Origin of the sequence: Clavibacter vidaverae, assembly GCF_047529985.1 — a bacterium.
GTDB lineage: Bacteria > Actinomycetota > Actinomycetes > Actinomycetales > Microbacteriaceae > Clavibacter > Clavibacter nebraskensis_A.
Genome location: NZ_JBLJAM010000001.1, coordinates 2621472 through 2632945 on the forward strand (window position 1 = coordinate 2621472; position 11474 = coordinate 2632945).

The 11474-nt window shown below is 73.7% G+C and carries 8 protein-coding genes; 6 read left to right on the forward strand and 2 right to left on the reverse strand.

Annotated features, from left to right (window positions below; all coding sequences use genetic code 11):
- Nucleotides 1–12: 12 nt before the first annotated feature.
- Complete coding sequence (locus tag ACMT9T_RS12670) at nucleotides 13–2463, forward strand: ATP-dependent helicase (RefSeq protein ID WP_414745833.1); 2451 nt, start codon at nucleotides 13–15, stop codon at nucleotides 2461–2463.
- Here the strand turns inward: ACMT9T_RS12670 and ACMT9T_RS12675 are convergent.
- Together ACMT9T_RS12675 and ACMT9T_RS12680 are read right to left on the reverse strand one after the other, a co-directional pair.
- A complete protein-coding gene (locus tag ACMT9T_RS12675; RefSeq protein WP_414745834.1) occupies nucleotides 2435–4426 on the reverse strand; it encodes a hypothetical protein in 1992 nt (663 codons plus the stop codon). The two genes, ACMT9T_RS12670 and ACMT9T_RS12675, sit on opposite strands and share 29 nt — an antisense overlap.
- Nucleotides 4427–4527: 101 nt before the next feature.
- Nucleotides 4528–5349, reverse strand: a complete 822-nt coding sequence (locus ACMT9T_RS12680; protein WP_414745835.1) for an oxygenase MpaB family protein — start codon at nucleotides 5347–5349, stop codon at nucleotides 4528–4530.
- A 249-nt stretch (nucleotides 5350–5598) separates the two neighbouring features.
- Here ACMT9T_RS12680 and sucC point away from each other — a divergent pair, with 249 nt between their 5' ends.
- From sucC to purH, 5 genes are all read left to right on the forward strand, one after another.
- Nucleotides 5599–6762 (forward strand): ADP-forming succinate--CoA ligase subunit beta, encoded by a 1164-nt coding sequence (gene sucC / locus ACMT9T_RS12685; RefSeq protein WP_414745836.1) that lies wholly within the window; start codon nucleotides 5599–5601, stop codon nucleotides 6760–6762.
- Between the two features lie 25 nt (nucleotides 6763–6787).
- Nucleotides 6788–7675 carry a succinate--CoA ligase subunit alpha gene (gene sucD / locus ACMT9T_RS12690; RefSeq protein ID WP_012039236.1) on the forward strand — a complete coding sequence of 296 codons (888 nt, stop codon included), beginning with the start codon at nucleotides 6788–6790 and terminating at the stop codon, nucleotides 7673–7675.
- Nucleotides 7676–7836: 161 nt separating this feature from the next.
- On the forward strand, nucleotides 7837–9117 hold the full coding sequence (locus tag ACMT9T_RS12695) for a cell division protein PerM (protein ID WP_414745837.1): 1281 nt from the start codon (nucleotides 7837–7839) through the stop codon (nucleotides 9115–9117).
- Nucleotides 9118–9126: 9 nt separating this feature from the next.
- Nucleotides 9127–9720: a phosphoribosylglycinamide formyltransferase gene (purN, locus tag ACMT9T_RS12700; protein ID WP_414745838.1), complete on the forward strand. Its 594-nt coding sequence runs from the start codon at nucleotides 9127–9129 to the stop codon at nucleotides 9718–9720.
- Complete coding sequence (gene purH / locus ACMT9T_RS12705; protein ID WP_414745839.1) at nucleotides 9717–11342, forward strand: bifunctional phosphoribosylaminoimidazolecarboxamide formyltransferase/IMP cyclohydrolase; 1626 nt, start codon at nucleotides 9717–9719, stop codon at nucleotides 11340–11342. Before purN ends, purH begins: the two co-directional genes overlap by 4 nt.
- Nucleotides 11343–11474: the final 132 nt, after the last annotated feature.

Consider the following 11474-nt stretch of genomic DNA (forward strand, 5'->3'; position numbering starts at 1 on the left):
ATCGATGCCGACATGAGTGCCGACCCCGCCGCCGTTCCCGCCTCCCGCACGCCGATCATCCTCGACGGGCACGGGAGCGCCGGCGGGGGGTCCGGCACCCCGGCGGATCCGCTGCTCGAGGGCCTCAACCCGGAGCAGCGCGAGGCGGTCGTCTACCGCGGTCCGGCCCTCCTCATCGTCGCCGGCGCCGGCTCGGGCAAGACGCGCGTGCTCACCCACCGCATCGCGAGCCTCATCGAGTCGCGGGAGGCGTGGCCGAGCCAGATCCTCGCCATCACCTTCACGAACAAGGCCGCGGCGGAGATGCGGGAGCGAGTGGAGTCGCTCCTCGGCCAGGCGTCCGAGGGCATGTGGATCTCGACGTTCCACTCCGCCTGCGTGCGCATCCTGCGTCGCGAGGCCGAGGCGTTCGGCTTCACGCAGAACTTCACGATCTACGACTCCGCCGACAGCCGCGTCCTCATCAAGCGGATCATCAAGCAGCTCGACGCGGACACGCTCGGCTTCACGGTCTCCTCCGTCTCCGGCCGCATCTCGAAGCTCAAGAACGAGCTCTCCGACGCCGACACCTTCGCGCGCACGGCGAACTTCAACGACCCGGCCGAGGCGATGTTCGTCGAGATCTTCCGGCAGTACACGCGGTCGCTCGCCGCGGCCAACGCGTTCGACTTCGACGACCTCATCGGCCAGACCGTGTTCCTCTTCCGCGCGTTCCCGAAGGTGGCGGCGCTGTACCAGCGGCGCTTCCGGCACGTGCTGGTGGACGAGTACCAGGACACGAACCACGCGCAGTACTCCCTCATCCGCGAGCTCACGCGCGCCGTGGCACCCGACGACGTGCCCGTCGACACCCGCATGTCCACCAACGGCATGGGCGGCATCGACGGTGCCTCGCTCACCGTGGTGGGCGACAGCGACCAGTCCATCTACGCCTTCCGCGGCGCCGACATCCGCAACATCACCGAGTTCGAGCGCGACTTCCCGCAGTCGAAGGTGGTGCTCCTCGAGCAGAACTACCGCTCGACGCAGAACATCCTCACCGCGGCCAACGCCGTCATCTCGAACAACTTCGACCGCAAGGACAAGAAGCTGTGGACCTCCATCGGGGACGGCGACAAGATCGTCGGCTTCACGGGGTACTCGGGTCATGACGAGGCGCAGTTCGTGGCCGACGAGATCCAGAAGCTGCACGAGGAGGGCACCGCCTACTCGGAGATCGCCGTCTTCTACCGCACGAACGCGCAGACGCGCGCGCTCGAGGAGATCCTCATCCGCTCGGCGGTGCCGTACCGGATCATGGGCGGCACCAAGTTCTACGAGCGCGCCGAGATCAAGGACGCGATGGCGTACCTGATCGCGGTGGCCAACCCCGCGGACGTGCTCGCGCTCCGCCGCATCCTCAACACCCCGAAGCGCGGCATCGGGCCGGCCACCGAGACGGCCCTGGCGAACTTCGCCGAGGCGCACGGCGTGACGTTCCGCGAGGCGATGCGCCGCGCGTCCGAGCTGGGGCTCGGGCCGAAGGTCACGCAGGCGATCCTCACGCTCTCCCGCATGCTGGACGAGGTGGCGCTGCTGCTCGATCCCGACCGGCCCGAGGGGCGCACCTCCGTGGGCGACCTCGTGACCACGCTGCTCGAGAAGAGCGGCCTCGTGCAGGCGCTGCGCGCGAGCCGCGACGCCCAGGACGAGGCGCGCGCCGAGAACGTGGAGGAGCTCGTCGCCGTGACGAAGGAGTTCTCGCGCAACAACCCCGAGGGACAGCTGGTCGACTTCCTCACCGAGGTCTCCCTCGTCGCGGCGGCCGACGAGCTCGACGACTCGAGCGGCACGGTCTCCCTCATGACCCTGCACACGGCGAAGGGGCTCGAGTACGACTCCGTGTTCCTCACCGGCGTGGAGGAGGACCTGCTCCCGCACCGCATGTCCGCCAACGAGCCGGGCGGTCCCGCCGAGGAGCGCCGGCTGTTCTACGTCGGCATCACGCGGGCCCGCCGCCGCCTCTTCATCTCGCTCGCCATGACGCGCGCGCAGTTCGGCGAGGTCAACGTGGCCATGCCCAGCCGGTACCTGCAGGAGATCCCGGCCGAGCTCATCGACTGGAAGCAGTCGCCCGGCATGGCGACGTCCCGCGGGGGCACTCAACCGCGTGCCCTCAACGCCCGGCGCGAGGGCGGCGGATACGGCGGCCGGTCGCGGTCCACGAGCGGCTTCGAGGACCCGGCCCTGCCGCCGCCCGCGCGCCCGAAGACCCAGTGGGCCAACACGGTCACGGGCCAGGTGCGCGACAACGGCGACCTGGAGCTCGCGTTCGGCGACCGGATCCGCCACACCGACTTCGGCGACGGCCGCGTCACCGCCGTCACGGGCGAGGGGCGCAAGCGCATCGCCGAGGTGCAGTTCGACGGGCCGGCGGGGAGGAAGCGCCTGCTCATCAAGATCGCGCCCATCGAGAAGCTCTAGCCGGACGGCGACGACGGCCGACGCGTCGCGCGCCGACGCCCAGGGCCCCGAGCGCTCCGATGCCGACCGCCGCGTACGCCAGCTGCGCCGCGGTGACGCGGCTCGGCCCCTCGACCCCCGGGACGTCGACCCCGGGAGCCCCGCCGGTCATCGCGAGCTGCGTGCGCGCGGGCGGAGCGGGCGGAGTCGCGGACGCGGGCGGGCTGACGTGGAACGCCTCGCTCGCGTGCGCCACGTGGTCGGAGAACGGGGCGATGGCGGCCCCGTCGGCATCGCCGGCAGGTCGTCCCGCGCTGTCCAGCACCGCGACGTACCACCCGGGTGCGTCGACGCGCATGCAGGGCGTGGTCACGTCGCCGTCGTCGGTGAGCCGCACGGCGGATCCGGGTGCCGCGGACGCGGAGTCGCTCGGCACCGGGACGGCAGCGCCCTCGGCCGGTTCGGCGGCGAGCGGGCCGATGAGCCGGACGCGGACAGGGACGGCCCCGACGCCCACGAAGGACGTCACGTGCAGGGTGTCGGTCTCGCAGTCGCCCGCCACGACCTCCCGCGCCCCGATCCGCGTCGTGATGCGCGGCGGCTGCGGCACCTGCGTCGTCTCCGTCGCCGCGCCGAAGGTGGAACGCCACGGGAGCACCCGCCCTCGTCCGTCGGCGATGGACGTGTCGTCCGGCGAGATGGTCTCGACCCAGGTGTAGTAGCCGCCCGCGGGCACGCGGCAGGCGGGCGTGGCGTAGTCGCCGGGGCCGCGGTCGACGCGCGTCGCCACCTCGCAGACCTCCGGCGCGTGGTCCGGGACGTCGTCGCGCTCGGGCCCCACCTGCTCCGGGAACGGGCCGAGGAGCCTGCTGCGGACGGTGACGGGCACGGGCCCGAGGCTCCCGTCGTCGCGGCGGACGAGCCCCCAGCCGTCGGAGGTCGCCGGGCGGCCGTGCTCGGCCGGGGCGGCGGGATCCGCGGAGACGTGGAGCCGGTCGGCGATGTCGTCGCCGGCCGCGGCGACCGCGCGCGATGTGCTCGTGACGACCCGCGGGGCGAAGGGGAGCGGGCTCGGCGCATGCGCCTCGGCGCGTGCGTCCGCCCGGGCGTCCGCGGGGCGGGCCAGGATCATGCGCTGCGACGCCCCGCCGGTGCCGACCGCGTCCAGCGCGTCGCCGTACGGGAGATCGGAGAACACGGCGCGCGCCGTGACGTGCAGGGCCGGGGAGGACCCGGTGGCCATGACGGGCAGCGGTGTGCCGTTCGCCACCTGCGCGCGTGTGCCCCCGTCCGCGAAGACCGCGCCCTCGAGGGTGACGGTGCCCGTGTGCGACCCGGCGGGGACGTCCGCCGGTCCGGTGGCCAGGAAGTCGGCGCGGAGGTCGACGCGCACGGTGCCGTGGCCGTCGTCGCCGAGGGCGACGCTGGCCGCGGCGGTCACGGAGCGCGAGGCGCCCGTCGCGGATCCGGCCTCGGCGAGCATGTCCTGCGCGCGCGACGCCACGATGCCCGCCCGGTCGCCGGCACGGGCCGCGTACCAGGCGAGGTCGTGCCCGCCGAGCCCGGTGACGCTCCAGGTCGCGAGCTGCCCGGCGGCGGCGGTGTCCGGATCCGCGGATCCCGCCCACCTGCGGGAGATGTAGGCGAGCCGCGCCCGGTCGTCCGGGGAGCGTGCCGCGTCGTCCACCGGCGCGTAGTCGTGGCCGGGCGGAGCGCTGAGCCCGACGTCGATGCAGAAGCCGAGCCGCCCGTCGTCGAGCCGGTACGACCCGAGCCATCGTCCGTCCGGGCCGGAGGCGTAGCCGACCCCGCGGGAGGTGGCGCTGAGGGCCTCGGCCGGAGGGACGGCGCTCGCCGCGATGCCGAGCGCGGGCCCGAGCGCCAGGCCGACGCCGAGGAGCGCCGACGCGAGGCGGGCGGTGCCTCGGAGTCGATGGGATGGGTGATGAGGACGTCGAGAGGAGTGGGCGGGTGTCCGTGTCATGGCCGCAGGGTGCGGTGCGGGGTCGGCGACCGATACCGTCCGGCGGTGAGCCGGGGACGGGACGCCGGGCGCTCAGCCTGTGCAGGAGCGGCCCCGTGCCGTCACCCGACGGGCCGCCGCCGGTACCTGCGCGTGATCACCGTCCGCGGCGCCTCCCGGACGGCGCGCGGCAGCAGCCGGTTCACGGCGAAGATCGCACCCAGGGCACGCGCGAAGCGGCGCTCCAGCCGCGCGTCCCATCGCATCCCGAAGCCCGACCGGATCCCGGGCGGCAGCAGCCCCGCGGTCACGAGAGCCACGAGCGGCATCACCGCGCGGACGGCCGGCGGCGCCCCGCGTCCGCCGAGCAGCGTCCGGGCCACGCGTCGGGCGTCCGCCGTCGGCTCGAGGGCGGCGACGCGCTCCTCCCAGTAGGCGCGGAAGGCGGCGCGGTCCGCCGGCCAGCGCCCCTCGGGCACCTGCAGGGCGGTGCCCAGCACGGCGTACCCCCGGTGGATCCGGTCGGCGGACTCCTCCGGGAGCGGACCGAAGGCGAGCTCGAACATCGTGATCGCGCTGTCGTAGACGGTGGCCGCCACCCACAGCTGGAGGTCCGGATCGTAGGCCGAGTACGCCGGCGCGGAGCCGTCCGCGGCGGGGGCGTCCGACCGCACCGGCGCGTGGGCGCGTCCCACGATGCGCCGTGCGCGGGCGACCTCGGCGGGGGAGCCGAAGACGACGGCGTAGATGTAGCCGAGCGTCCCCTCGAGGCGGTCGAGCGGACGGGACGCGAAGTCGCTGTGCTCCGCGACGCCGCGCGCCACGGAGGGGTCGGCGATCTGCAGCAGGATGGCCCGCGCGCCGGCGGCCAGCAGGATCCCCTCGCCCGCGATGTCGCGGATGGATCCGTCCCGCCGCCGCGCGGGATGCGTCCTCGGCCTCATCCGCCCAGTCTCCCTCCCCAGGCACGGGCCGGACCCGCGGGCGCACCGTCCGCGACCGCCCCGGTCGCCCGACGCGGGACCCGATAGGCTCTCCACGGTCGTCGACGCGGCGGGCCGGACCACCCCGGTGGGGCGGCGCGGGCGTCGGCCAGCCGCTACACACCGGGTGCCGCCACCAGACGGTCGTGGCACCGCAGCCTCGAACGACGCACGTAACCGCCGAGCGCGGGTGCGGATGGGATGACACGCGTGGATCTTTTCGAATACCAGGCCAGGGACCTCTTCGAGTCCTACGGCGTCCCGGTCCTCCCGGGGATCGTCGCCGACACCGCCGAGGAGGTGCGCGCCGCGGCCGAGAAGCTGGGCGGCACCGTGGTCGTGAAGGCGCAGGTGAAGACCGGCGGCCGCGGCAAGGCCGGCGGCGTCAAGGTCGCCCAGAGCGCCGACGCGGCGTACGAGGCGGCGCAGTCCATCCTCGGGCTCGACATCAAGGGCCACACCGTGCACCGCGTGATGGTCGCGGCCGGCGCCCGCATCAAGCAGGAGTTCTACTTCTCGATCCTGCTCGACCGTGCCGAGCGCTCCTACCTCTCGCTCACGAGCTACGAGGGCGGCATGGAGATCGAGGAGCTCGCGGTCACGCGCCCCGAGGCCCTCGCCCGCATCGAGATCGACCCGGTCACCGGCATCGACGCCGCCAAGGCCGAGGAGATCGCCCGCGCCGCCTCGTTCCCCGAGGAGCTCATCGCCAAGGTCGCGCCCGTGTTCGAGCGCCTGTGGTGGGTCTACCGCGACGAGGACGCGACGCTGGTCGAGGTCAACCCGCTCGTGCTCACCGAGTCGGGCGACGTCATCGCGCTCGACGGCAAGGTCACCCTCGACGAGAACGCCGGCTTCCGCCACGAGGCCCACGCGGCCCTCGAGGACGCGGCCGCGGCCGACCCGCTCGAGGCCAAGGCCAAGGAGTCGGACCTCAACTACGTGAAGCTCGACGGCCAGGTCGGCATCATCGGCAACGGCGCCGGGCTCGTCATGTCCACGCTCGACGTCGTCAGCTACGCCGGCGAGAGGCACGGCGGCGTGCGCCCCGCGAACTTCCTCGACATCGGCGGCGGAGCGTCGGCCGAGGTCATGGCCGCCGGTCTCGACGTCATCCTCGGCGACGAGCAGGTCACGAGCGTATTCGTCAACGTCTTCGGCGGCATCACGTCGTGCGACGCGGTCGCGAACGGCATCGTCGGCGCGCTCGACAAGCTGGGCGACGCCGCCACCAAGCCGCTCGTCGTCCGCCTCGACGGCAACAACGTCGAGGAGGGCCGCCGCATCCTCGAGGAGCGCGCGCACCCCCTCGTCACCGTCGTCGGCACCATGGACGAGGCCGCCGACAAGGCCGCCGAGCTGGCCGCCGCCTAACTCCCGAGAGAACAGGAACAGATAGATGTCGATTCTTCTCGACGAGAACAGCAGGATCATCGTCCAGGGCCTCACGGGCTCCGAGGGCACCAAGCACGCGGGCCGCATGCTCGCGTCCGGCAGCAAGGTCGTGGGCGGCGTCAACCCGCGCAAGGCGGGCAGCACGGTCACGATCGAGGGCGTCGAGCTCCCGATCTTCGGCTCGGTCGCCGAGGCCATGGCGGAGACGGGCGCCGACGTGTCGGTCATCTTCGTGCCGCCGGCCTTCGCGAAGAGCGCGGTGGTGGAGGCGATCGACGCGGCCATCCCGCTCGCGGTCGTCATCACCGAGGGCATCCCGGTCAAGGACTCCGCGGAGTTCTGGTCGCACGCCAAGAGCACGGGCGGGAAGACCCGCATCGTCGGCCCGAACTGCCCCGGCATCATCAGCCCCGGCAAGTCGAACGCCGGCATCATCCCCGCCACCATCACGGAGGCCGGCCCCATCGGCCTCGTGTCGAAGTCGGGCACGCTCACGTATCAGATGATGTTCGAGCTGCGCGACCTGGGCATCTCGACCGCCATCGGCATCGGCGGCGACCCCATCATCGGCACCACGCACATCGACGCCCTCGAGGCGTTCGAGGCGGACCCCGAGACGCGCGCCATCGTCATGATCGGCGAGATCGGCGGCGACGCCGAGGAGCGCGCGGCCGAGTACATCAAGGCGCACGTCACCAAGCCGGTCGTCGCGTACGTCGCGGGCTTCACCGCTCCCGAGGGCAAGACCATGGGCCACGCCGGCGCCATCGTCTCCGGCGGCAGCGGCACGGCGCAGGGCAAGAAGGAGGCCCTCGAGGCCTCCGGCGTCAAGGTCGGCAAGACGCCGACCGAGACGGCGAACCTCCTCCGCGAGGTCTTCGCCGCGCTGTAGCGCCGAGGCGCTCCCGAGCGCACGCCCGACGGCCCGCATCCCCCGTGGATGCGGGCCGTCGCCGTGCCGCCGCCCCTCCCCAGGCGGATCCTCCACCGGATGCCCGGCGCGCCCGCGGCCGGACGGGTCGCGCGGGGCCCGGCCGGTAGGGTCGTCGAGGCATGAACCGACACGCAACCGCCCTGTTCGCGGCACTCGAGGCGCTCCTGGTGGTGGGGGTCGGCGTCGCCCTGCCCCTCGTGCCGCTCACCGCGCTGTGGGCGGGGCAGTACGACCTGCAGGTCGACTGGGCTCTGTTCGGTCGCGCCGCCATCGACCTCTGGCTGCTCGGGCATGGGGTGCCGCTCACCGCGTCGCTGGATCCCGCGCTCGCGGCGGCCCTCGGGCTCCCCGCCGTGGACGCGCCGTTCGCGCTGACCCTCGCACCGCTCGGCTTCGCCCTCCTCACGCTCCTCCTCGGGATCCGCGCCGGCCGCCGCATCATCGAGACCGACCACCCGGGCACCGGAGTCCTCGCCGCGATCGGCACGACCGCCGCCCTGTCCCTCGGCCTCGCGCTCGCCGCGCAGCACGAGGGCGTCGCGCCGGCGATCGTGCGGGGCGCCGTCCTGCCGACGCTCGTCCTCGCGCTCGGCCTCCTCATCGGTGGCATCGCGCGCGTCGACCGCGCGCGCGCCGGGCGCTGGTGGTCGTCCCTGTCGTCCGGCCGCGCCGCGGGCACCATCCGGGGTGCGCGGGACGCGCTCGACCGCCTCCCCGAGGGCGCCGTGTCCGTGGCGGCCACGGCCGTCCGCGGGGGAGCGGCCGCCGCGTTCGCGGTCCTCGCGATCTCCGCGGTCGTGGTCGCCGTGCTCCTCGGCCTCCAGTACGCCACCGTCATCACGCTGTACGAGACGCTGCAGACCGGGATCGTCGGCGGCGTCGCGCTCACGCTCGGGCAGCTCGCGCTCCTGCCGAACCTGGTCGTCTGGGCGTCGTCGTGGCTCGTCGGGCCGGGCTTCGCGCTCGGCACCGGGTCGTCGGTGTCGCCGCTCGGCACGTCCGTCGGCCCGCTCCCGTCGCTCCCCGTGCTGGGCGTCCTGCCGCAGGGGGCGCTCGACCTCGGCTTCCTCGGGATCCTCGTGCCGGTGGTCGTCTCCTTCGTCGCGGCGGTCGCGCTCTCGCCGCGGGTGGCCCGGATCCCGGAGCCCGAGGCGCGGCGCTGGCCGTGGTTCCTGGCGGCGGGGCTCGGCATGGGCGTCGTCGCCGCCGGGGTCCTCGCCCTGCTCGCGCTGCTCTCGGGCGGAGCGGCGGGTCCGGGCCGCCTTAGCGACGTGGGACCGGCAGCCGGGTGGATCCTCCTGGCCGCCTTCCTCGAGGTCGGGGTCGCGTCCGTCGCGGGCATGTTCGTGTCCGGCCTGATGGCCCCGCTGGTCCGGCGCAGCCCCGAGGGACGCGGATAGGCTGTGCGCGTGCTCAACGTGGTCGTCCTCATCTCCGGCAGCGGGACCAACCTCCACGCCCTCCTCCAGGCGGCCGAGCACGCGGACTACCCCGCGCGGGTGATCGCCGTCGGAGCCGACCGCGACGCCGACGGCCTCCTCTTCGCCGAGGAGCGCGGCATCCCCACGTTCACCGTCCCCTTCGGGAGCTTCCCCGACCGGGCGGCGTGGGGAGACGAGCTCTCCTCCGCCATCGCGGGCTGGGAGCCGGACCTCGTCGTCCTCAGCGGGTTCATGCGCCTCCTGCCGCCGCGCGCGGTCGAGGCCTTCGCGCCGCGCATCGTCAACACGCACCCGGCGTACCTCCCCGAGTTCCCGGGCGCCCACGCCGTGCGCGACGCCATCGCCGCCGGGGCCACGAGCTCCGGGGCGTCGATCATCGTCGTCGACACGGGGGTCGACACCGGGCCGGTGCTCGCGCAGGAGCGCGTGCCCGTGGAACCGGGCGACACCGAGCACACCCTGCACGAGCGCATCAAGGTCGTGGAGCGCAGGCTCCTCGTCGACACGGTGCGCGCCATCTCCCTCGGCACCATCGACCTCAAGGAGCTGTCCCCGGCATGAGCGGACCCCGTCACGACCCGTCCCTGTTCCGCGATCGAGACGGCATCGAGGTGGCACGCGCCCTCGTCTCCGTCAGCGACAAGACCGGCCTGCTGGAGCTGGCGTCGGCGCTCGCGGAGGCCGGCGTCGAGATCGTCTCCACCGGATCCACCGCGAGCACCATCGCCGACGCGGGCTTCCCCGTCACGCAGGTGCAGGACGTCACCGGGTTCCCGGAGTCGCTCGACGGGCGGGTGAAGACGCTGCACCCCGCCGTGCACGCCGGCCTCCTCGCCGACCTCCGGCTCGAGTCGCACGAGGTGCAGCTCGCGGAGCTCGGCATCTCGCCGTTCCAGCTGGTGGTCGTGAACCTGTACCCGTTCGTGGAGACGGTCGCCTCGGGCGCTCCCACCTCGGACGTGATCGAGCAGATCGACATCGGCGGCCCCGCGATGGTGCGCGCGTCCGCCAAGAACCACGCGAACGTGGCCATCGTCGTGTCCCCGTCCAGCTACGACGAGGTGGTCGCGGCCGTCCGGTCCGGGGGGACGACCCTCGACCAGCGCCGCCGGCTCGCGGCGGCGGCCTTCGCGCACACGGCGGACTACGACCGCGCGGTGGCGGACTACTTCCGCTCCACCGTCGTCGGCCCGGATGCGGCGGCGCCCGGCGGACCCGCATGGCCCGCCAGCTGGGCCGTGGAGGGAGAGCTCGCGCAGGTGCTCCGGTACGGCGAGAACTCCCACCAGGACGCGGCGCTGTACCGGCGGCGCGACGGCGCCGGCATCGCCCAGGCGGTCCAGCTCCACGGCAAGGAGATGTCCTACAACAACTTCGTCGACGCGGACGCGGCCGTGCGGGCCGCCTACGACTTCGCGGAACCGGCCGTGGCGATCATCAAGCACGCGAACCCGTGCGGCATCGCGGTCGCCCCGCCCCGAGCGGTCGACGCCATCGCGTCGGCGCACCGGAGCGCGCACGACTGCGATCCGGTCTCCGCGTTCGGCGGGGTCATCGCCGCGAATCGCACCGTGACGCTGGGCATGGCCGAGACGGTGAAGGAGATCTTCACCGAGGTCCTCGTGGCGCCCGGGTTCGACGACGACGCGCTCACGCTGCTGAAGACCAAGAAGAACCTGCGCCTGCTCACCCTCCCGGAGGACTACCGCCGCGAGGACCTCGAGGCCCGGCAGATCTCGGGCGGCTACCTGGTGCAGTCGGGGGATGCGTTCCCGACCGACGGCACGCGCCTGTCCGCGTCGTGGACCCTGGCGGCCGGCGAGCCGGTGGACGACCAGACGCTCGCCGACCTCGAGTTCGCGTGGAAGGCGTGCCGTGCGGTGAAGTCGAACGCGATCCTGCTGGCGCACCACGGCGCGTCCGTAGGAGTGGGCATGGGGCAGGTGAACCGCGTGGACTCGTGCCAGCTCGCGGTGACGCGCGCGGGTGATCGCGCATCCGGATCCGTCGCCGCCTCCGACGCGTTCTTCCCGTTCGCGGACGGGCTCCAGGTCCTCCTCGACGCCGGCGTCCGCGCCGTCGTCCAGCCCGGGGGATCGGTCCGTGACGAGGAGGTCGTGGAGGCCGCCCGCGCCGCCGGCGTCGCCATGTACTTCACGGGCGAGCGCCACTTCTTCCACTGATGGACGGGGACGGTCCTCCCGGGACCGTGCCCGTGCCGCCGCGGGGGGCCGTCGCGACACGCCCGGGATGCGGGTTGTTTTGCGGGGGTGGGGTGGTCCGCGTAATGTCTCCTCTTGTCGCCGGAACGGGCG

Excerpts from the sequence above, each read along its gene's own strand:
- ACMT9T_RS12670 (WP_414745833.1), top strand. The coding sequence starts at position 13 with ATGAGTGCCGACCCCGCCGCCGTTCCCGCCTCCCGCACGCCGATCATC.
- ACMT9T_RS12675 (WP_414745834.1), bottom strand. The coding sequence starts at position 4,426 with ATGACACGGACACCCGCCCACTCCTCTCGACGTCCTCATCACCCATCC.
- ACMT9T_RS12680 (WP_414745835.1), bottom strand. The coding sequence starts at position 5,349 with ATGAGGCCGAGGACGCATCCCGCGCGGCGGCGGGACGGATCCATCCGC.
- sucD (WP_012039236.1), top strand. The coding sequence starts at position 6,788 with ATGTCGATTCTTCTCGACGAGAACAGCAGGATCATCGTCCAGGGCCTC.
- ACMT9T_RS12695 (WP_414745837.1), top strand. The coding sequence starts at position 7,837 with ATGAACCGACACGCAACCGCCCTGTTCGCGGCACTCGAGGCGCTCCTG.
- purH (WP_414745839.1), top strand. The coding sequence starts at position 9,717 with ATGAGCGGACCCCGTCACGACCCGTCCCTGTTCCGCGATCGAGACGGC.